The organism is Clostridium sp. B9, from assembly GCF_050509515.1.
GTDB lineage: Bacteria > Bacillota > Clostridia > Clostridiales > Clostridiaceae > Sarcina.
The window spans coordinates 2437080-2461331 of sequence record NZ_JBNWKA010000003.1 but is presented as its reverse complement, the minus strand read 5'-3'; the positions used below and the strand labels follow the sequence as shown (position 1 = coordinate 2461331).

The window sequence follows — 24252 nt, the reverse complement described above, 5'->3', positions numbered from 1 at the left end:
CATTAATAGTTTTTATAATAATAAAGTTATTTCTAATGTTAAATTTGATTAAATGTTATGATTATAATGCTAAAAATGACATAATACTAAATATTTGTAATTAATATTTAATAAATGGTATTTTGTGCTATAATAGAAAAAAAGCAATAAGAAACAAGGGGGCATTAAAATGAAAGTAAGACAATACGTAGACAATTTAATGGAAGATTTAAAGAAGAATAACCCTGGGGAAATGGAGTTCTTAGCAGCTTCAGAAGAGGTTCTATATTCTTTAATACCTGTTCTTGAGAAAAATCCAAAATATATTGAAGAAGGAATACTGGAAAGAATGGTTGAGCCTGAAAGGGTTATAATGTTTAGAGTTCCTTGGGTAGATGATAAAGGAAATGTAAAAGTTAATAGAGGGTATAGAGTACAGTTTAATAGTGCAATAGGACCTTATAAGGGTGGATTGAGATTCCATCCATCAGTTAATTTAAGCATAATAAAATTTTTGGGATTTGAGCAAATATTTAAAAATTCATTAACTACACTTCCTATTGGTGGGGGAAAAGGAGGATCTAACTTTGATCCTAAAGGCAAATCTGATAGAGAGATAATGAGATTCTGTCAAAGTTTTATGAGTGAACTTTATAGACATATAGGACCCAATACTGATGTTCCAGCTGGGGATATAGGTGTTGGTGGAAGAGAAATCGGATATATGTTTGGTCAATATAAAAAACTTAAAAATTCAGTTGATTCAGGAGTTTTAACTGGTAAGGGATTAACTTATGGTGGAAGTTTAGCTAGAAAAGAAGCAACTGGATATGGGTTAGTCTATTTCGTAGATGAAATGCTAAAAGATAATGGATATAGTTTAGAAGGTAAAAAAGTGGTTATTTCAGGTTCTGGTAATGTTGCAATTTATGCTACTGAGAAGGTTCAGGAACTTGGGGGTAAGGTTGTTGCTTTATCAGATTCATCAGGATATGTATATGATGAAAATGGAATAGACTTAGCTGTAGTTAAGGAAATTAAAGAGGTTAAAAGAGGAAGGATTTCAGAGTATGTAAACTATGTTAAAGAAGCTAAGTTTACTGAAGGCTGTAATGGTATTTGGACAATAAAATGTGATATAGCACTTCCTTGTGCTACTCAAAATGAAATAGATGAAAATAGTGCTAAAGTTTTAATAGACAATGGAGTAATAGCGGTTGGAGAAGGAGCAAATATGCCTTCAACATTAGGAGCACAAAAATTATTTGTAGATAATAAAATATTATTTGCGCCAGCTAAGGCAGCTAATGCAGGTGGTGTTGCAACTTCTGCTTTAGAAATGAGTCAAAATAGTTTAAGAATGTCTTGGACTTTTGAAGAAGTTGATGCAAAGCTTAATCATATTATGAAAAATATATACATGAATTCTAGAGATGCAGCAGCAGACTACGGCCATGCAGGAAACCTAATTATAGGAGCCAATATTGCAGGGTTTAAAAAGGTTGCAGATGCAATGCTAGACCATGGAATAGTATAAAATAAAAAGAACTGTTATTGTTAATCTATAGGTTTAGTAAGAGATGATTCAATGTTTTATATGTAATCATTTCGTACTAAAACTTATAGATTTTTTTATTTGTTGTATTTTTTTCATTTCTTATGATATATTAAATGATGTTATTTATTTTTTATTAGAATTTAAATTAATAGGTTTAAAAATGAGGTTATTTATTAATAGATAGGTCAAGATTAATATATGGGTAAATTTATGAGGAGCAAATTAAGAAAGGAATTTTGAAATGGCAAAAATAACTAGTAGAAATAATGATTTTTTAAAAACACATAGAAACTCAACTTCTCCTAAGGTATATTCTTTATTAATAGAACTTATTAATAGGGATAGAGAAGACTTAGCAAATGAAGTTGTAAAGGTAGACTATTTAGTAGACTATTTTAACACTTGCATTAAGAAGAGAGATAAGAGAGAAGGAAAAGAAACATTAGAGAGAATAAATGCTAGACTTTCTAAGCTTAAAAAAGAAGATGTTGATACGTCACATTTTGAAGGACTTTGTGAAAGTATATTAAAAAATAATAAGTTTAAGCTTTAGTAAATATTAATTAAACTTTTAGATAAATAAAAATAAAGAGGATGGGATGCTAATGGATAAATTTTTAAATTTAGGATTAAGCGAAAAAGTAGCTAAATCTTTAGAAGGATTAGGTATAAATGAGCCTACTGATATACAAGAGAAGGCTATACCAGAAATTTTAGAAGGAAAAAATGTAATAGGAAAAGCTGAAACAGGTACGGGAAAAACTTTAGCTTATTTATTACCTATAATAGAAAATATAGATGATTCAAAAAATGAAATGCAAGCAATAATTCTTTCACCAACTCATGAGTTAGGAGTTCAAATAAATAATGTTTTAAATGATTTAAAAAGAGGATTAGATAAGAAAATAACTTCAACAACATTAGTTGGTAGTGGTAATATTAAAAGACAAATGGAAAAGCTTAAGAATAAGCCTCATATACTTGTTGGTACTACAGGAAGAATAATAGAGCTTATAAATAAGAAGAAAATAACAGCTAATACTATTAAAACAATAGTAATAGATGAAGGAGATAAGCTTCTAGATTTCATAAATATAAGAGATGTTAGAAGTGTTGTTAAATCATGTCCTAGAGATACTCAAAAGTTAATTTTCTCAGCTACTATGAATGAAAAAGCTTTAGAGACAGCTGATGAACTAATTGGAGAAAGTACTCTTATACAAGCTAAGGAAGCTAACAAAGTAAACTCAAACATAGAACATGGATATTTCCAAGTAGAGCTTAGGGATAAGATAGATTTCTTAAGAAAACTTATAAATGCTATTGGAGATGATAAGAAGACTATAGTATTTATAAATAATAGTTATAATGTACATAATGTAATTCAAAAATTAAAGTTTAATAAAATAAATGCAGTATCATTACATGGAAGTGATAACAAAATAGATAGAAAGAATGCACTTCAAGACTTTAGAAAAGGAAAAGCTAAAGTTTTAATAACATCAGATGTATCAGCAAGAGGATTAGATATAAAGGGTGCAACTCACATAGTGAATTTAGATGTACCTATGAATCCACAGAACTATTTGCATAGAGTTGGACGTGTTGGTAGAGCGGGAGAAGAAGGATTTGCATATACTTTAGCTGATTATAAAGAGGAAAAGATAATTGGAAAGTGTGAAAGACAACTAAAAATAAAAATTCCAAAATTATATTTATATGAAGGAAAAATCCATGAAAATGATGTTAAGAAAGCATCTAATTCTAAGTCTAATAAAGGCAAAGTATCAAAAGACTTAGGTAAGAAAAAAAGTTTTGGAAATAAATCATTCAAAAAAAGATAATAGATAGATTTGTTAAGAATTATACTAAGAATATATTAATTATTCTAATTTAAATGAACTAATTAATAGGGGAATTTAGTATAATTCTTTTTTTGTTTAGTCTATGTTTTAAGTGAGTTTGAAACTGCTTAATTTAGTATAGAGTTTCTGTTCAATATTCATAAATAATAGCTAAAGAAATAAATGGATATTAGTAAATAAAAGTTACGAAAGAATTAACAATTACTCAAAGTTATTGGAGGCAATTATCATATACGGTATAATATCGTTAACATAATAAATTATGCATATTTAGGAGTGGATTTAGGGATGAAGAAATTTTTTATAAGTGTTTTAGCAGCAGCTATGATAGGTGCTACTTTAACAGGATGTGGTGGAACTGAGGAGAATGGTGGGACTCAAGTAGAACAAAATAATGTTCAGTTATCAATAAGTGCTTCAGATATGACTAATAAGCTTGTGGAAGCTGAAATGGTTAGAATGCCTATGCCAGTTGATGATACTATAGCTAATGAAGTTTATCATTTGAACTTAGATGATGTTGAGGAATATGGTATTGCAGAGACTGGAATATCACCAGGGAATTCAGCTATAATAATCGTTAAAGCTAAAGAGGGAAAAGTTGATTCTGTTAAAGAATCAGTTGATAAGATTTTAGAAGATAAAATAGGAAAAGCTTTCTATCCAGAGGAGAAAGAAGTTGCTGAGGCTTCAGAAGTTAAGGTGAATGGCAATTATGTTTCATTGTTTGTATTACCTGCAGATCAGTTAGAAGAAGCTAACACAATATATGAAGAGGCTTTTAAATAGAAATTAATCATGAGGAAGCTATATCATAATTCAATAATAAAACTTATAAATATATTTTCTTTATATTATTTATAAGTTTTATTAGAGAGTTTAGTGATATAGCTCTTTTTATAGATTAAAGTAAGGAGAATAAAATGGTATTTAGCAGTATTGTTTTTATATTTAGATTCTTGCCAATAGCATTTATAATATACTATTTAACTCCAAGTAAATTGAAAAATTTGATTTTGCTTGGATTAAGTTTGTTTTTTTATTCCTGGGGAGAACCTAAATACTTTGTAATAATGATAGCTTCTATATTAGTTGATTATACGGTAAGTCATTTAATTGAAAAGTGTAGAGATAAGATATATATAAATAGAGGGTTATTAGGAATATCTATAATTTTTAATTTAGGCATGTTATTTCTTTTTAAGTATATAAACTTCTTTATAGAAAATATAAATTTAGCCTTTGGAACATCAATGAGCTTTATAGAACTTACACTTCCTTTAGGCATAAGTTTCTATACATTTCAAACTATGTCTTATACAATTGATGTTTATAGAGGAAGGGTTCAAGCTGAAAAAAATATAATAGACTTTGGAGCTTATGTATGTCTATTCCCTCAATTAATTGCAGGTCCAATAGTTAAGTACTCTGATATAAATAAAGAGTTAAAAAGTAGAACAATAAAAATTGATATGATTGAAGAGGGGTTAAAGGAGTTTATTATAGGGCTTGGGAAAAAGGTGTTAATAGCTAATAATATAGGTCTATTATGGAATGAAATAGAATCTTTAGGCGTAAGTAATGTGTCTACACCTTTATTATGGCTTGGAATACTAGCTTTTTCTTTTCAGATTTATTTTGATTTTAGCGGATATTCATCCATGGCTATTGGGCTAGGAAAAATGCTAGGTTTTACATTCCCAGAGAATTTTAATTTTCCTTATATATCAAGAAGTATGACTGAATTCTGGAGAAGATGGCATATGACCTTAGGCGGGTGGTTTAAAGAGTATGTTTATATTCCTTTAGGAGGTAACAGGCTAGGAAAGAGAAGAATGTTTATAAATCTTTTTATTGTATGGTTTTTAACTGGATTTTGGCATGGAGCTGAATATAACTTTATACTTTGGGGACTATACTTTTTTATACTAATTAGTTTAGAAAAAATGTTCTTACTTAAGTTTTTAGAAAAACATAAAATAATATCACATATATATGCTATCATAGCAATAATATTTGGGTGGGCAATTTTTGCATTTGTTGATTTAAATACTTTTAAATATCTTTTTGAAGCAAGGTGGTCTTTAGATTTTATTTATTATATTAGAAATTATTTAGGTATATTTATAATAGCAATATTAAGTTCAACTAAAGTTATTGATAATATTTATAAGAAAATAAAAAGAAATAAATACTCAGAGTGTTTTGTGCTTATTTTAATATTTGTACTTTCAATAGCTTATTTAGTTGATTCAACATATAATCCATTTTTATATTTTAGATTTTAAATAGGAAAGGAAATAGAATATGAAGAAAAATCCAATAGTATATGTATTTGCTTTTATACTTATATTAATCTTTCTTTTTGATATATTAGAACCAAAGAAGAGTTTTTCAGAAATAGAGAATAGAAATTTAGCTCAAAAACCAAAGCTCTCTATTAAATCTTTAGAAGATGGTTCATACACTAAAAATTTTGAAGCTTATATAAATGATAATTTCTTATTGAGAGATGATTGGATAAGTTTAAAATCAATAAGTGAGTATGTCCTTGGAAAGATTGAGAATAACAATATAATCTATGGAGAAAATGGATATATGTTTGATAAAATAGATTCGTATGATGAGAAGCGGTTTAAAAAGAATTTAGAAGCTTTAAATATGTTTATTGACAAATTTGATGGTAGAGTAACAACAATGATTGTACCAAATTCATATGTAATATATGGAGAGTATTTGCCTTTAGGAGCAAATTTGTTAAATCAGAAAAAAATAATAAATGAAATTTATAAATCTACCTCTAAAGATAAGAATATAGATTTAGTTGAGTTGTTTAGCAAACATAAAGATGAGTATATTTATTATAAGACAGATCATCATTGGACAACTAAAGGAGCCTATTTAGCTTATAGTGAATATATGAGTTCTATAGGAGAAGTACCTATAGATTTAAATGAATTTAAGAAAAATGAGGTTAATGATTTTTATGGAACATATTTTTCAAAAGCAAAGGCATTCAATGCCGAAAGTGATGTTATTACCTATTACGATATAGAAAATATAACTATGGATATACAAGGAGAAAAATACAACTCTTTATATGATTACGAAAAATTAAATGCGAGAGATAAATATTCAGTTTTTATAAGAGGGAATAATGGGCTTACTATTATAAAGAATAATGAAATTGAAAATGGTAAAAAGTTGATAGTTTTTAAAGATTCATTTGCAAATTCAATGATACCATTTTTGAGTCAAAATTTTGAAGAGATACATGTTATAGATTTAAGAAGTTTTTCTATGAAAGTAAGTGAATATGTAAAAAATACGAAAATTGAAGAGGTGTTGATACTCTATAATACGGAGTCTTTTTTGGATGAAGTTAATATAGTAAGATTGAAGTATTAGAAAACTGTGACAAGGTTTGACAATATTCTTCTTTTTTGAGAAAATTAAATTATTATTTTAGTTTCAGAGGGGTAACATAATTGAATATAAAGAAGATAATAAAAAGATACGTGTTTTTTTCGATTCTTTTAGTATTAATAGGACATAAAATTACTTTTGCCTTAGGAGAATCAGAACTTAGATTTAATAGTCTAAAAATAAATGATGGTTTATCCCAATCAACTGTAACAAGGGTGTTTCAGGATAATAGAGGGTATATGTGGTTTGCTACGTCAGATGGTCTTAATAAGTATAATGGACATGAATTTTTAATATTCAGAAACTCAGGAGAAAAGGAAAACAGCCTCAATTCTAGTTATATATCATCAATTGCAGAATATGATAAAAATAATATATTAGTAGGAACTAGTAGGGGAGTTAGTACTATAAATATTATTACTAATGAAGTTAAAAGAATGTTTGAGGATAAAGAAGGAAATAATAGATTATCTGATAGTAATACATGGGATATAATAAAACATACAGATGGAAGTATATGGATAGCTACAGAGTATGGATTAAATATATATAATCCTAAAACAGATAAGCTTAAAAGTATGTTCATAAATAGTGATGAGCCTAATGGGTTAAAAAGCAATTTTATAACAGCATTATGTGAAGATAAATATGGTAATGTATGGATAGGAACTAAGGATGGAATTAGTTTATATAATGTTAAATCTAAAAAGTTTCAAGAAATAAATGATTCTTTAAATAAGGAAAAGTTACATGTTTCTACTATATATAGAGATAGAGAAGATAATATATGGATAGTTACAGATGAACATACAATAATGGTTAGTAGTAACTATAATCAAGTTATAACTTTAGATGAAGAGTTAAAGAAAAATGGAATATCTAGTAGTAATGTTAATAGTATTTATGAAGATACTTACGGAAATATATGGATTGCTACTCAAAAAGGGGTATTACAATACGATAAAGAAAGTAAAAAATATCATCTTTTTGAAAATAGATATTATGACGATTCAAGTTTAGTTAACAATAATGTATTAACAACTTATGAGGATAGAAGTGGATTATTATGGTTTGGTACATATAATGGCATAAGTGTGCTTAATCCTAATCAACCTTTTAAACAATATAAAAAGGAACCTATAAATGAAAATACATTAAGTTCAAATAGTATGAGTGGTATATATAAAGATTCAGATGGAGTTTTATGGCTAGGAACTAATTCAGCTGGACTTAATGCGTTAGATACCAAAACAGGAAGTGTTAGGAATTTTTATAGTGATGTAAATAATCCTAACACTTTAAGTAGTAATGTGGTATGGCAAATATGTGAAGCTGATAAAGATAATCTTTGGGTAGCTACTCAAGGAGGACTTAATAAAATAAATAAATATAGCGGAGATGTTGAGAGAATAGAGTATCCAATTAATATGCAAGAACGAGATAAAAAGGATGCGAGAAATGTTTTCGTTGATAGTGATGGCCTTTTATGGGTTGGAACAAGAGGAGGACTGCAATCTTATAACGATAAAACTGGAGAATTTAAAGATTATTCAGATATGTTTGAGGCTGTAGGAATAGTTGAAACAGCCATAACTAGTATATATGAAGATGTAGATGGAAGTCTATGGGTAACTATTGGTATTGATGGTGGAGTAGTAAAGTTTGATAAGGAAAAAGGTGTTCTTAAAAGCTATGTGAATAACGTTTTTAATAATAATAGTTTAATAGATAATGGTGCACGTTGTTTAGCTAAAGATTCTAAAGGTAACTTTTGGATTGGAACTGATGCAGGGCTTAGTGAATTAAATCCTAAGACCGGTAATTTTACAAACTATACAATTGAAGATGGACTAGCTAACAATTTCATATATGGAATACTTATAGATAGCGAAGATAATTTATGGATTAGTACTAATGGAGGATTATCTAAGCTTAATACTAAGACTAATAAATTTGTAAATTACACTGTTATGGATGGATTACAGAGCAATGAGTTTAATGGTAGATCATATTTTAAAAGTAAAGATGGGGAAATGTTCTTTGGAGGAATAAATGGAATAACTGCTTTTTACCCAAAGGAAGTTCTTAAATTTTCTAGTGGAAATAATAAAACAAAAGTTGTTATAGACGAAGTACATATAAACAATAAGCAATATCCTTATTATGGTGGAGTTTTAGATTTAAAGTATAATGAAAATAACATATCGATAGATTTTTTCTTGCCAGATTATTTAAATACAACTAAGACAACTTATGAGTATAAGCTAGAAGGTATAGATGAAGAATGGGTTTTTGCTAATAAAAGGAATAACGCTAATTATGCAACTTTAGATTCTGGAAATTATAAGCTTTTAATTAGAGCTAGAGATAATCATGGTGACTTAACACCTATAACAACATTAAATATAAGAATAGCTCCACCACCATGGAGAACTCCAACTGCATATTTGATTTATTTTTTAGCGGCATTAATAATAATATTTTTAATGTGGAGTTATGTTACTGCTTTAGAGAAGACTGTTAAAAGGAGAGCGGAGCAGTTAAAGAAAGAAGCTAAAGAAAATGAAAAATTATACTTGGAAAAAGAAAATCTTCTTAAAAAAGCAAATGAATTAAAGGATGAAATGATTAAGAAACAGCAATTTAAGAATGATTATTTTGTAAATCTTTCTCATGAACTTAGAACACCTTTAAATGTTATTTTAGCAACTGTTCAACTTATAAAGCTTAAAAATAAAGAAAATACATTAGGAAAATTTCAGGTAGAAGATTATAGTAATACTCTTAAAAATAATGCAGATCATCTTTTAAAAATAATAAATGATATTATAGATTCATCAAAAATAGAGTCGGGAACATATAAACTTAACTTTAAAGAACATGATATAGTCTCACTCGTTGAAGATACTGCATTAGGAATGAAAAGTTATATTGAAGATAATAATCTTGAACTTATAGTTGATCCTGAATTGGAAGAATTACAGGTTGAATGTGATGCAAATGAAATAGAAAGATGTATAATAAACTTATTATCTAATGCTATAAAATATACTCAAGATGGTGGGAAAATAGAAGTTTTTGTTAATGAACCTAAAGATGGCTTTGTAGATATATTAATAAAAGATAATGGAGTTGGAATTTCAATAGAACAACAAGGAATTATCTTTGATAGATTTGGACAAGCTGATAATGTTGCTAAGAAAAAATATAGAAGTAGTGGTATTGGATTAACTCTAGTAAAAAGTATAATAGAATTGCACAACGGTACTATAAGAGTTGAAAGCGAAATAAACAAAGGTAGTAGTTTTATAATAAGTCTGCCTATATACCAAGAAAAGAATAAAATATAAGTAATTTTATATAGGGTTCTGTTTTAAACCAGTATTAATTTTAGCTAGCTATTTAGACCTACTTAATTTGGCAGGGAGTTTTATTACTATTATAAAATAATAAAACTCTAAACTGCTTATTAAGATAGTTTTACATTTCTATCTAAAATCAACACTTATTTAAATCAGAGCCTTATATCTTTATCTTAATAATTAACTATGAAGTTATATAAAATAAACCTAGATTATAAATTAATAGATATATCAAAAAGCAATTTTATAATAGAATACATGAATAAAGTTACATGAAATTGAAGATATTAGTAATTAAGAAAAATCTATTTACATAGACTTTATGGAAGAATTATTAAGGGGGACTCTTATGTTCGATTTGAAAAGGTGCGCAATAAGGATGGCTTCTAATATAAAAATAACTGAAAGTAAAAGAGGAAAAGTATTTTTAAAAAATGATTTGATTTTAAGAGGAATAATTAGAAATTCAGATTATGAAGAGATTATAAGAAAATCTATACTAATAATGAATGGAATAAAAAAGGTAGAATTCAATTATGATGATTTAAGAGTTATAATATCTTATGATTATAATAGACTATCAGAAAAGAAAGTTGTCAGTTGGATAAAATTAATTATAGAAGTTATTGTAGATAATTATGAGGAGAGTAAAAAGTATATAGAAAACAACAATAAAGAAGCTTTAATAAGACTAATAGAACCACAGCTTAAAAATGAAGTTAAATTTATAAATGGTAGATAGATTAAGGTGGAAGATGTTATTTGAATAAAAAAGATAATATGGTAAAATGTTATATGCTGAGGTAATCTTTAGTTTTGTAGCAAAATCAAGTGCCTATAAGATTTTTCTTGTAGGTTTTTTTATATTTGTAAAAGGAGGTCTATATGAAATATAAGTTAAGTAAATTGTTTGTTATTAAAGAATTTATATGGAGAACATTAATTTTCATAGTTCTATATTTTCTTTTAGATTTTGGCATAAGAAGGTATAATTTAGGCTTCTTGGAGTGGGCAAGAGTTCTCTTAGCTATACTATACATTATATTAGGAACAATATCTCCATTGATAGAATATTTCTTTTGGTCATACTTTATATTTGATGATTTTATAGAGATAAAATGTGGTATTTTTTATAAAAGATATATATGTATAAAAATAGATAAAATAAAGTACATAAATATATGTGAGGATCCTATATCAGCTTTATTAAAGTTAAAGAGTGTAAGTATATATACAGCAGGTGGAAGAGTTGTTATACCAGCTTTAAATAGAGAAAATGCAAATATATTTTATGATATTGTAAAAAGAAATGTTTAGAGGTGGAATATGAATTTTTATAAGAAAAACCACTGGTATAATATATTAATAACTTTATTAAAATTATTAAAAAGTGCATGGCCAATAATGATTTTTTTGGCATTAAAATTTAATGAGAATATTATTGAGACTATGATACTATTTATAGCGTTGCTCATGGCATTTTCTGTTCTTAAGTGGATAAATACTGAAATTGCAGTGGAAGAAAATTTTCTAGTATATAAAGAAGGGGCGATATTTAAGGAGAAGCTTGTGGTACCATTAAAAAGTGTATCTTTAATAGAACTTGAAAGAAATATAATTTATAGAATATTTAGATTAAGAAAAATAAAAATTGATAGTGTATATCCATCTGCTAAAAGAAGTGCAGAAGTGGTAATGGTTTTAAAGAAAAAAGACTTAGATTTTTTATATGATAACTTAAGTGATAGAATAAAAAATCTTATTCATGAAGAAAAAGAAATAAATGAAACATTAGTTTATAATATATCGGCTGTTCATCTGATATTATTATCAATGCTTAGAAATAATATTCTTTTAGGAATAGGAGCACTTTATTCTAGCATCCATTTTATGAGTAAAATATACAAGGGGTTAAATGAAGAATTAATAAGTTTTTTTAAAAATGTTATTGAAGAAAATGTTATATCTAGAGATACCATATTAGCTATCTTTTTATCGGGACTTTTTTTATTTACTATATTATTAATTATTATATTAGCATTTTCAGTATCAGCCATATTATCTAAATATTATAAATTCACTATATATAGAAATAATAACTATTTGAAGGTTGAATATGGACTTATAACAAGGAGAAGTTATTCGATACCTACCGATAATATACATGCATTAAAAATAGAGCAAAATATAATAAATCAAATATTTAATTTCTACACAATAAAGTGTTGTGTAGTTGGTTATGGAAATAGCTTTAAAGAGGATGAGCTTATATTTCCACTGTGCAATAAAGTTGGGTTTTTAGATATATTAAAAAACTTAGTGCCTGAATTTGAATTTCATGGAACGGTATATAAGCCTGATAAAAAAGTTATGAGAAGATTTTATACAGTGCCAGTTCAAATAGCTGTTTATACTAGTGTTTTAATATTTTTTTTAACAGGAGAAAAATGGGTTGTTTTAGTTAGTGTTCCTTTAGTTATTTTGGAAAGAACATTATTATATAGGAATACTAAGTTAGGTTTTGGAGAAGATTTATATTATATTAGTTATAAAGCATTTAATAAGAGAGAATTTATAATAAGAAAATCTAGTATGGAAGAAATAAAGGTAACTTCTAATCCATTCCAAGTAAGAAAAGGAATAGGAAATTTTAAATTTAAATTTTATTCTCAAAAAAGGATTGACTGGATAAAGCTTAAGAATCTGAAAATAGAGATATATGATAAAATAAAGGAATGGACTTAAATTGAATTTTTTTATAGAGAAGGGGTATCGGTATTTGATATCCCTTTTTATTATTAATTTGTTAAGTTATGAAATTTAATGTACTATAGTAATATATATTTAGATAAAATTTATTTATATAAATTAGAAAAGATTATTAAGGTATTTATATAAGAAACGTGTGAATGTTACTTTGAAAGGATGATTTTATTGAAAAAATTAGTATTAGCAGAAAAGCCAAGTGTTGGTAGAGAGATTGCTAAGGTTTTAAAATGTAATAATAATAAAGGAAGTTATATAGAAGGAAAAGATTATGTAATAACTTGGGCTTTAGGTCATTTAGTGGAGTTACAATCACCAGAAGACTATGATAATAAATTTAAAACTTGGTCAATGGATACTCTTCCAATGTTGCCTAAACATATGAAACTTAAGCCTATAAAAAAGGGAACTAAGCAATTTTATGAAGTTAAAAAACAAATGGAGAGAAAAGATATAGATGAGATAATTATAGCTACAGATGCTGGAAGAGAGGGTGAACTTGTAGCTAGATGGATCATCGAAAAAGCACATGTTAAAAAGCCGCTAAAAAGACTTTGGATATCATCTCAAACAAGTAAGGCTATATTAGATGGATTCAAAAACTTAAAACCAGGAGAAAAGTATAATGATTTATATAGAGCAGCACAATGTAGAGCGGAAGCAGATTGGTTAGTTGGATTAAATGTAACTAGAGCATTAACTTGTAAATATAATGCTCAGCTTTCAGCAGGAAGAGTTCAATCACCTACTTTAGCTATGATAGTTCAAAGAGAAGAGGAGATAAAGAACTTTAAACCTAAAGCTTATAGTACAGTTTTATTAGATACAGATAAATGTTCATTTACATGGGTTAATAAAGATAATAATTCAAGAATATTTAATAGTGAGTTTAAAGATAAATTATTAAGTAAGCTAAAGGGAAGTAATGGAGTAATCAAGAGCATAAATGAGAGTAGTAAAAAGAAATATGCACCTCAACTATATGATTTAACTGAGCTTCAAAGAGATTGTAATAAGATATTTGGATATTCAGCAAAGCAGACTTTAAATATAATGCAAAGGCTTTATGAAAATCATAAACTTTTAACATATCCAAGGACAGATTCAAGATATATATCAAAAGATATAGTTGGAACTATAAAAGACAGATTAAAGGCTGTTGCTACAGGTGAGTTTAGAGTAGTGGCAAATGAACTTTTAAAGGGTGATATAAAAGCAAATAAGAGTTTTGTAGATGATAATAAGGTTTCAGATCACCATGCTATAATTCCAACAGAGGAAAGAGGAAACTTAGCTAACTTAAGTTCAGATGAAAGAAGAGTTTATGAGCTTGTAGTTAAGAGATTTTTAAGTGTATTAATGCCACCATTTGAATATATACAAACAACTTTAGTTGGAGATGTTAATGGAGAAAAGCTTATTGCCAAAGGTAAGGTTGTTAAATCTAAAGGGTGGAAAAAACTTTATGATAGAGATATAGATGATGATATAGAGGATGATATAAAAGAGCAAGAGCTTCCTAAATTAAATGAAGGCGACTCTTTCAAAGTTCTTAAGGTTATAGAGAAAAAGGGAGAAACTAAACCACCAGCAAGATTTAATGAAGGTACATTGTTATCAGCTATGGAAAATCCTCAAAAGTATATTGCATTAGATAAGAGTTCAGCAAAAACATTGGGAGAAACTGGTGGACTTGGAACAGTTGCAACTAGAGCCGATATTATAGAAAAATTATTTAACTCTTTTGTAATTGAAAAGAGAGGAAAAGAAATAATACCAACATCAAAGGGAAAACAGCTTATAGATTTAGTTCCTAAGGATTTAAAGTCACCTCTGTTAACAGCTTCATGGGAAGAGATGCTTGAAAAGATAAGCAAGGGAAAAGGTGATTCTAAGAAATTTATTAAGGATATAAGAAATTATGCTGTAGCTTTAGTTGAAGATGTTAAGCTTGCAGAGAGTAAATTTAAGCATGATAATCTGACAGGTAAGAAGTGCCCTGAGTGTGGAAAGTATATGCTTGAAGTTAAAGGCAAGAATGGAACTATGAATGTTTGTCAGGACAGAGAGTGCGGTCATAGAGAAAATGTAGCTAGAATAACTAATGTTAGATGTCCTGAATGTAAAAAGAAATTAGAATTAAGAGGGCATGGAGAAGGAAAAATATATGTGTGTCCTGGAGTTAATTGTAACTTTAGAGAAAAAGAATCAGTGTTTAAGAAGAGATTTGAAAAGAATAATAAAACAAATAAAAGAGAAGTAAATAAAATTATGCAGAAAATGAAAAAAGAAGCAAATGAGGATGTAAATAATCCATTTGCAGATCTTTTAAGTGGATTAAAATTTGACTAATTAAATAATATGTAAGAAAGAATTGTATTAAAGGTTATTTTGATATAATTCCTTCTTTATTTTTAGTCTCTGTTTTAAGTGAGTGTTGATTTTTAGTTATATTTAGAAAGTGATGTTGGTTTAAAAAAGAGTCTATTTTTGAAACTAAAATTTAAACTTTAATTAAATATAAAGATTTAATGTTAAAAAAGTGAAAATAATTTTAATGCTTAGAATTATATTAATTGAAGAGTGATTTTGATATGTAAAAGATATCATAGAAGAATTCTTTTAGGAGTATACATATTGGGGGTGTATGCTTTGTTCTATTTATAACAAGGATTGTTTAAGAAGGGAGGAATATTAATTTTTGTAACTTAATTTTATTATAGGAGGAAAGAAATGGGGTTAAGAAAAAAATTAAAAAAAGTAAGTAAGTGTTTAGGAATTATGTTCGCGGTTAATTTATTCTCAACTAGTGTTTTAGCAGCCCCTATAGAATATAAAGAAAATAATGTTAAGAGTTCGAAAAGTATAAAAGAGGACTATATTTTAAGTTATTCTGTAAAGGAAAATTTTATAAGTAAGAATAATGAATATGTAGATATAACAAAAGATATTAGTAAGGTTGCAAATCTTAAGGAGATGACGGTAATAGTAAAGTTTAGAACAAACTCTAATAGTGGAGCAAAAACTTTATTTAGTATCTCAGATTCAAAGGATCATTCAAGTGAACTAGCTTTAACTTTAACTGGGGGAAGTTTAAATGCACATATAAGAGAAAATAATAATTTCTTATGTAACATAAAATCTACAGAACAATACGGGGATAATTCTTGGCATGTAGGAATTATGACCTTAGGTAACTCAGGTGTTAAACTCTATGTTGATGGTGAAGAAGTTGCAAATTTAGATGAAGCAGTTAATGTTGATATGGTAACAGAGTTAAATGCTATGAATATAGGAAAAAACTTAGATAATGCTTCTTCTGGGGAATGGTATTTTGATGGAGATATAGATTACCTAGATATTTATGACAGAATAATAAGTGGGGATGAAGTAAAAGAACTTAGTAATCAAGAAGTTACTATAGGATATGACATTCCTTATGTAGATTTATCTAAGGATACAGAAAGACAAGTCTTAGTAGATAAAGAAGAAAACGTTTATTTAGGGCACCCTTCAACAGTTTTAATGGATGATAAGGAAACTATGTATGTAGTTTATCCTAAAGGACATGGTGTTGGGCCAGTAGTTTTAAAGAAAAGTGAAGATGCAGGATTAACATGGAGTGAGAGGTTAGAAACTCCAATAAGTTGGAATGATAGTGAAGAGACCCCTGTAATATATAAAATAAAGAAACCTGATGGAACTACAAGAATTCAAATGATATCAGGAGTTCCAAGAAGTCCTGAAGGTGGATTTAGAACAGCATATTCTGATGATAAAGGAGCTACATGGAGTGAGTTTGAACACCATTTTCCAACAGGTGATTATGCAGGGATAGTAGCTCATGCAAGCTTAACTCAACTTAAGGATGAAAATGGAGAGATGGATAATAAGTGGATGGGAATATTCCATGACTTTGGATATAATAACTGGAAAACTTATTTGAGCTTTGATGAAAATGGAAAAGAAGTTTGGACAGAGCCAGTTAGACTTCTAGAAGAGCATAATTCAATAGAAAAATCAGCTCAGCTTTGTGAAATAGAAGTTTTAAGATCACCAGATGGAGAACAATTAGCTTTAATTGCAAGATCTCAAGCTAAGAGGAATAATTCTATGATAGCCTTTTCGAATGATGAAGGTGAAACTTGGACAGAGCCAGTAGAACTTCAAGGAGCTTTAATGGGTGAGAGACATAAGGCTACTTATGATCCTATATCAGGAAGACTTTTAATAACTTTTAGAGAGATTATAAGAGATCCTAATGGAACTGGAAACTCTAATGATTGGGTAGCTGGAGATTGGGTTGCTTGGGTAGGTACTTATGATGACTTAGTTCATAATAGAGAAGGAGAATATAGAATAAGACTTATGGAAGACTTTACTCCATCTGTTAAATCAGGAGACTGTGGATATGCAGGAAATGAGGTTTTAGATGATGGAACTTATGTTTTAACTTCATATGGATATTGGGAAGAAGGGTACAATAAGCCTTATATTAAGAGTTTAAGACTTACTTTAGACGAAATAGATAAGATAGTTGCTAGTAGGGTAGCACCAAAAGTTACAGGTGTTTCTGCTTTAACTAAAGATGGAACTTATGGCGCAGGTGATCACATAGATTTTGAAGTTCAATTTGATAAGGCAGTTTTTGTGAAAGGAAACCCTCAAATTGCTTTAAATATTGGCGAAGATAAGGAAGGTTTTGCTGATTATTTAAGAGGAAGTGGAAGTGATAAATTAGTATTTAGATATGTTGTTTCACTAGGTGATGAAAGCTTAGATTTAGATAACTTAGCAAATATAAGATTAAATGGTGGAAAGATATTTGATGCTGAAGGAACAGGTTGTGACATTACATTATCAGAAGGATTGTTAGCAAATAGTTCAAATATAGTACTAGATCCTAGCAAACTTCAAAGTGTTTATGAGTTTTCAAAAGCATTCTCAACAATTCAAGGAATTAATGGTTGGTACTATAAAGAATTCTCTAATGGAGAGTATAGAGATATGACATACCATGCTGACTTAGATGGAGGCATATGGAAAGGAACTCATGAGTGGAGTAGAATTTATAGACCATCATCTATGCATCCAGGAACAGATCAAAATGCTGTTATAGCGTTTAAAGCTCCAAGAGATGGTGAAATTATAGTAAATGGTAATGTTAAAAAATTATTATCGGGTGGAAATGGAGTAGATATTAAGGTTATTCATAATAATACTAAAGTTTGGCCAGAAAGCAGTGAATGGCAAAGATTAAATGCTACTGATACTAGTGGATATAATTTAGATTTGATGCTTACAGTAACTGAAGGTGATTATATTTACTTTGAAGTTAATGGAGTAGGTGGAAATATAGGACAAGATAACACTTATTGGAATCCTGTAATAACTTATGTTGATTCAGAAATTGAGAGAGTATTAGATGGATTTGTAGGTAGTAAGGATAAGCATTATTTTAAAGAAGATTATGAAAATATAGTAACTGAAAGTAGAAATAAAGATTTAAATATTGTTTCTTGGAAAGGTGAAAAGTTAAATTCACAATTAGTTTTATATACAGAGCTTGCTGAAATAGAAGATGTAAGGTTAGAGATTTCTGATTTTACTGATGAGAATGGGAATGTGATTTCTTCTTCTAATGGGGAAATGAACTTTGTTGAATATGTAAGAGCTGATAATAAGCTTATACCAGATATATTAGATATAAATGAAACAGAGCTTATAGAAAGAAGAAGTGTACAACCTTTATGGTTTACATTAAATATTCCAAAGGAAACAGTACCAGGAAATTATGCTGGAACAATAAAGGCAATTTCAACTGGGGGAGAAGAAGTGGAATTTAATGTTAATTTAGAAGTTTTAGATATGACATTAACTTCACCAGAAGAATGGACATTTCATTTGGATATGTGGCAAAATCCATACTCTGTAGCAAGATACTTTGATGTTCCACTATGGTCTGAGGAACATATAAATTATCTTAAGCCTCATTTAACAAGGCTAAAGGATGCTGGTCAAAAGGTAATAACAACTACTATTGTTAAGGATCCATGGAATGGTCAAACACATGATCCATATGGCTCAATGGTAGAGTGGACAAAGAAAACTGATGGAACCTTTGAATTTGATTTTGATGATTTTGATAAATATGTAGAGCTTTGTATGGAAATAGGAATTGATGACCAAATAAACTGTTATAGTATGGTTCCATGGGCTAATAGAGTTTCTTATTTTGATGAGATTCAAGGAAAAGAGGTATTTGAAATTTTAACTCCAGGAAGTTCAACTTGGAATTCATATTGGGGTCAATTTATAGATGCCTTTGTAGCTCACCTTGACTTAAAAGGATGGGAAGACATAACTTATATAGCTATGGATGAAAGACCAGCATATGTTATGAATCCTGTTTTTGAACTTTTAAAAGATACTCCTCTTAAAATTTCTGGTGCTATGAACTATGGTAGTGTTAACCAAATATCAGATAAGGTTATGGATATGTCAGTAGCAGTTAGAGAAGTTCATGATGAAGAAGAGTTTGCTAAGTTCTCACAAGAAAGAAGATCAAAAGGACAAAACACAACGCTATATTTAGCTACAGGAGATTATCCAAACTTTTTCACCTATTCAAATCCAGCAGAGAGTGCATGGGTTGGTTGGTATTCGGCAAAAACTGATATAGATGGCTTCTTAAGATGGTCTTTTGATAACTGGGTTGAAAATCCTTTGGAAACAACAGATCACACTAGATTTGAGTCAGGAGATTGTTTTATAGTTTATCCAGAAAGAAGCTCTATAAGATTTGAAAGATTTAGAGAAGGTATTCAAGATAATGAAAAGATGAGACAATTATTATATAAACACCCAGAGTGGAAGTTAGAAGTTGATAAGATATTAGATAATTTAGATAGAGGACATAGTTTAGGTGATGGTGTTGACTTTGGATATGAAGTAAGTGAAGCTAAATCTGCCTTAGAAGATATTGTAAGAAAGATATTAAATGGTGAAGAACCTACAAAACCTAATACTAGTATAGCATCAAGTGTTAAAGAAGTAGTTCAAATTGAAGAGGAATTTGATTATGTTTTCATAGTAAATGAAGTTTTAGGATTAAATAAAGTTGAGTTAGTAGTAAATTACGATTCAGAATTATTAAATCTTATTGGAGAACCAAAAGGATTAAATGGGTTTGAAGTTATTTCAGTAGAAGAATTAAATCTAGGTGAACTAAGATTAATCCTTGAAACTAAGGAAGGGGAAGATAAGCTTAATGGAGATGGTGAAGTATTAAAAATGACATTTACTTCAAATAAAAAAGCTGAGTCTACAGAAATTTTAGCAAACGGTATAAAGCTTGAAACAGAGCTATATGGAGAAGAAAACTTTGAAGATATTTCTTCTACTATAAAGGTTGTTGGAAAAAATTTAGCTTTAAATAAGCCAGCAACTTCAAGTTCATCAGAAAGTGGAAGAGAGGCATCAAAGGGAAATGATGGTGATGAAACTTCAAGATGGTGTGCAGCAGATGGAAGTGTAAATCATTGGTGGCAAGTAGACTTAGAAGAGATTTATGATATAGATGGATTAAATATAACGTGGGAGAAAGCTTCCTCATATGGATTCTCAATATTAGTTTCTGAAGATGGAGAAGAATGGAGAGAAGCATTTAATAATACTGATAACTTAGTTTCAGAAAAAGTTAGTGAAATAAGCTTAAATGAAAGTAATGTTAGATACATTAAAATTCAAATGAATAGCCTCCCATCAAGTAGTGTTTGGGCATCCTTCTTTGAATTAAAAGTTTTTGGAGATGAATCTGGAATAGATCCTTCAAAAGAAGAATTAAAAGATTTAATAGAGGATGTGAAAGAAACTTTAATAAATTCAGTAGAAGGAATAGATGTAGGACAATATCATGAAGGAAGTAAGGTAGAGCTTACAATAGCTTTAGAGAATGCTGAGGAAGTTTATAATAATGGATCTTCAGAAGAAATAAATAATTCAATAGCTATGCTAAGAGAAACTTTAGATTTATTCTTAAATAGAGTAATTGATGAAACTACTGGAGATATTAATGAAGATGGTAAAAAGGATATAGGTGATTTAGCTTTAGCTTCAAAGTATCAAGGAGATATAGATTTTGAAAATTCATTAAGTGTAAACTCAGATTTAAATTTAGATGGAGAAATAAATGAATATGAAGTTAAATTCATATCAAAAATAATATTAAAATAGGTTGAAAATTTAATTTTACTCTATTAGAGAATTTTTTATATATTCTCTAGTAGAGTTTTAATTTTTTTAATATATAAATTGGTGAATATGAATATACTATAAATATAATTTGTATTTTAAAATAAAAAATTAAACTAATGATAAATTAATAGAATGTACACAGAATTAGGATGCTCTGTAATTAAATATTTACTATTTGTAACATGAAAAATATGTATAATTATAGAGAATTAAGTTGTGTTTTGGAGGTAATATGAGTAAGGAGATTTTTAGCAAAAGAAGAAGAAGAAAGTTAAAGGCTAAATATATTAGAAGAAGAATAGGTATGGCTTCTATTTTAATAGTTGCTTTAGTTTTTGGTGGAATGAAAATTGTATTAAGTGGAAAGAGTGCAGTTGTAAAGGGAAATACAGAAAGCAAAGTAGAGAGTAATGTTGATATTAATAAAAATAAAGATGGAATATTAAGTAATGAAGAAGTTAATAACGTAGAGGAGATGACAGTAGAGCTACCTAAATATGAGGCTAATGATATAGTGCCAGGCAGTAATGTTACCTTTGAAGGGAAAGCTCATGTAGTAAGTGTACAAGATGTAAAGAATATGGTTGATGGAAGTTATGATGGAGATGAAAAGTATGTTTTTCTCACCTTTGATGACGGTCCAAGCCCACTAACAAATCAAGTTTTAGATATATTGAATGAAAATGAAGCAAAGGCAACTTTCTTTGTTTTAGGTTCAATGTTAGAAAATGGACAAACGCCAAAAGATACATTGAAAAGAACTATAATGGAGGGGCATGCCCTGGCTAATCATAGTTATAGTCATAATTTTAAAAGTCTTTATCCAGGAAATGTAACGGATATAGATTACTTTATGAAGGAATTTGCTAAAACAAATAATATAATGAAGGAAATTTTAGGAGTAGAGTTTGATACTAATGTACTAAGAATGCCTGGAGGATATAACAGCAGAGTTTATTACAAGGATAGCAATTTAGAAAATTTAAATTCTACTCTAAAGGAAAACAATATAGTAAGTATTGACTGGAATGCATTAAATGGTGATGCTGAGGGAAAACAATATAGTAATGAACAGATGATAGATTATGTTAAGAGAACATCAAATGGAAAAAATCAAGTTGTTTTATTAATGCATGATGCTTATGGTAAAGAGAAGACAGTTAACATATTACCAGAAGTAATAAAATATTATAAAGAGCAAGGATATGAATTTAAGACAATAAGTGATGCTAATTTATAAAGTAAGATTATTTATTAAGTATATAAAAAAGCACTAGAAAAACCTAGTGCTTTTTATTATTTGCTTTCTAAATACTCATCGTATGTACAAACTTTATCGAATTTAATTCCTTCTGGAGTTAATTCTATTATTCTGTTTGCGATAGTTTCAACGAATTGATGGTCGTGACATGAGAATAATAAAACACTCTTGTAGTCAGCTAAACCATTGTTTACTGCTGTTATTGACTCAAGGTCTAAGTGGTTAGTAGGCTGATCTAGAGTTAAAACGTTCGCTGAACTAAGCATTAACTTAGAAAGCATACATCTAACCTTTTCTCCTCCTGATAATACAGAAGCTTGTTTTAATGCTTCTTCACCTGAGAATAACATTCTACCTAAGAATCCTCTTAAGTAAGATTCAGATTTTTCATCAGAGAATTGTCTTAACCAATCAACTAAGCTTAAATCGCAGCCGTCGAAGAATTCAGTGTTATCTTTTGGGAAGTAAGCACTTGAAATAGTTACACCCCATTTGTAGTCTCCTGAATCAGGTTCCATTTCTCCATTGATTATTTTAAATAATGTAGTTATTGATCTTTCATTTCCAACAAAAGCAATCTTATCATCTTTGTTAATTCTAAAGCTTACGTTGTCTAAAAGTTTAACGCCATCAACAGTTTTTGATATTCCGTTAACTTCTAAGATATCATTTCCAACTTCTCTTTCAGGTTTAAATCCAACGAATGGATACTTTCTGCTTGAAGGTTGAATATCATCTAATGTTATCTTATCTAATAACTTCTTACGTGAAGTTGCTTGCTTAGATTTAGATGCGTTAGCACTGAATCTAGCGATGAAGTTTTGAAGTTCTTTAATCTTCTCTTCTTTTTTCTTGTTTTGATCCTTAGCCATTTGAAGAGCAAGTTGGCTTGACTCGTACCAGAAGTCATAGTTACCAACGTATAACTTGATTTTACCAAAGTCAACGTCACATATTTGTGTACAAACCATGTTTAAGAAGTGTCTATCATGAGATACAACTATAACTGTTCCTTCAAAGTTTCCTAAGAAGTTTTCAAGCCAAGTTATAGCTTTTATGTCTAAGTGGTTTGTAGGCTCGTCAAGTATAAGTACATCTGGCTTACCGAATAAAGCTTGAGCTAAAAGAACTTTAACCTTCTCATCACCCTTAAGTTCACCAACAGTATTGTAGTGAAGTTCAGTGCCTATTCCTAAACCTTGTAATAATGATGAAGCTTCTGATTCAGCTTCCCATCCATCTAAATCTGCAAATTCTGCTTCAAGTTCAGCAGCTTTAATTCCGTCTTCATCAGAAAAATCAGGCTTTGCATATAAAGCATCTTTTTCTTCCATTATTTCGAATAATCTTGGATTTCCCATTATAACTGTTTTTAAAACTTCACAGTCATCATATTGATAGTGATCCTGTTTTAAAACAGAAACTCTAGTTTTAGCAGGGATTGAAACTTCACCTGTATTAGGTTCTATTTCTCCAGATAATATTTTTAAGAATGTAGATTTACCAGCACCATTTGCACCGATAACTCCATAGCAATTTCCAGGAGTAAACTTTAAGTTAACATCTTCAAAAAGTTTTCTTCCACCAAATCTTAAGCTTACATTGTTTACTGTAATCATTAAGTTCTGTCCTTTCTTTTTTCGTATTTTAATAATTTGTTAATGCAAAAAAATAGTTTTATGCACATGAATACTTATTATAACACAAAATGAGACAAAAAAATATTGAATTATTATGAACGGTATGCTATATTTTATATAAACTTTTAATTTAGACCAG

The 24252-nt window shown here is 28.6% G+C and carries 14 protein-coding genes; 13 read left to right on the top strand and 1 reads right to left on the bottom strand.

Annotated features, from left to right (window positions below; genetic code table 11):
* The first annotated feature begins 169 nt into the window (after positions 1 to 169).
* From gdhA to ACQZHJ_RS10895, 13 genes are all read left to right on the top strand, one after another.
* Positions 170 to 1516, top strand: a complete 1347-nt coding sequence (gdhA, locus tag ACQZHJ_RS10955; RefSeq protein WP_430485591.1) for an NADP-specific glutamate dehydrogenase — start codon at positions 170 to 172, stop codon at positions 1514 to 1516.
* Positions 1517 to 1778: 262 nt separating this feature from the next.
* Positions 1779 to 2090, top strand: coding sequence for a hypothetical protein (locus tag ACQZHJ_RS10950; protein ID WP_430485590.1), 312 nt, complete (start codon positions 1779 to 1781; stop codon positions 2088 to 2090).
* 52 nt (positions 2091 to 2142) lie between these two features.
* Positions 2143 to 3381, top strand: a complete 1239-nt coding sequence (locus tag ACQZHJ_RS10945) for a DEAD/DEAH box helicase (protein ID WP_430485589.1) — start codon at positions 2143 to 2145, stop codon at positions 3379 to 3381.
* Between the two features lie 309 nt (positions 3382 to 3690).
* A complete protein-coding gene (locus ACQZHJ_RS10940; protein ID WP_430485588.1) occupies positions 3691 to 4191 on the top strand; it encodes a DUF4358 domain-containing protein in 501 nt (166 codons plus the stop codon).
* A 134-nt stretch (positions 4192 to 4325) separates the two neighbouring features.
* Entirely contained in the window at positions 4326 to 5690 is a 1365-nt protein-coding gene (locus ACQZHJ_RS10935) for an MBOAT family O-acyltransferase (protein ID WP_430485587.1), read from the top strand.
* Positions 5691 to 5709: 19 nt separating this feature from the next.
* Complete coding sequence (locus ACQZHJ_RS10930) at positions 5710 to 6810, top strand: DHHW family protein (protein ID WP_430485586.1); 1101 nt, start codon at positions 5710 to 5712, stop codon at positions 6808 to 6810.
* Positions 6811 to 6890: 80 nt separating this feature from the next.
* Positions 6891 to 10178: a two-component regulator propeller domain-containing protein gene (locus ACQZHJ_RS10925; protein ID WP_430485585.1), complete on the top strand. Its 3288-nt coding sequence runs from the start codon at positions 6891 to 6893 to the stop codon at positions 10176 to 10178.
* A 361-nt stretch (positions 10179 to 10539) separates the two neighbouring features.
* Entirely contained in the window at positions 10540 to 10932 is a 393-nt protein-coding gene (locus ACQZHJ_RS10920; RefSeq protein ID WP_430485584.1) for a hypothetical protein, read from the top strand.
* A 143-nt stretch (positions 10933 to 11075) separates the two neighbouring features.
* A complete protein-coding gene (locus tag ACQZHJ_RS10915) occupies positions 11076 to 11507 on the top strand; it encodes a PH domain-containing protein (protein WP_430485583.1) in 432 nt (143 codons plus the stop codon).
* Between the two features lie 9 nt (positions 11508 to 11516).
* Positions 11517 to 12935, top strand: a complete 1419-nt coding sequence (locus tag ACQZHJ_RS10910; protein ID WP_430485582.1) for a PH domain-containing protein — start codon at positions 11517 to 11519, stop codon at positions 12933 to 12935.
* Between the two features lie 189 nt (positions 12936 to 13124).
* Entirely contained in the window at positions 13125 to 15308 is a 2184-nt protein-coding gene (locus tag ACQZHJ_RS10905) for a DNA topoisomerase III (protein ID WP_430485581.1), read from the top strand.
* Between the two features lie 381 nt (positions 15309 to 15689).
* Positions 15690 to 21191, top strand: coding sequence for a glycoside hydrolase domain-containing protein (locus ACQZHJ_RS10900; RefSeq protein WP_430485580.1), 5502 nt, complete (start codon positions 15690 to 15692; stop codon positions 21189 to 21191).
* Positions 21192 to 21444: 253 nt separating this feature from the next.
* Positions 21445 to 22452 carry a polysaccharide deacetylase family protein gene (locus ACQZHJ_RS10895; RefSeq protein WP_430485579.1) on the top strand — a complete coding sequence of 336 codons (1008 nt, stop codon included), beginning with the start codon at positions 21445 to 21447 and terminating at the stop codon, positions 22450 to 22452.
* Between the two features lie 56 nt (positions 22453 to 22508).
* Here the strand turns inward: ACQZHJ_RS10895 and ACQZHJ_RS10890 are convergent, their stop codons facing one another.
* Positions 22509 to 24092: an ABC-F family ATP-binding cassette domain-containing protein gene (locus ACQZHJ_RS10890; protein WP_430485578.1), complete on the bottom strand. Its 1584-nt coding sequence runs from the start codon at positions 24090 to 24092 to the stop codon at positions 22509 to 22511.
* Between the last annotated feature and the right edge of the window lie 160 nt (positions 24093 to 24252).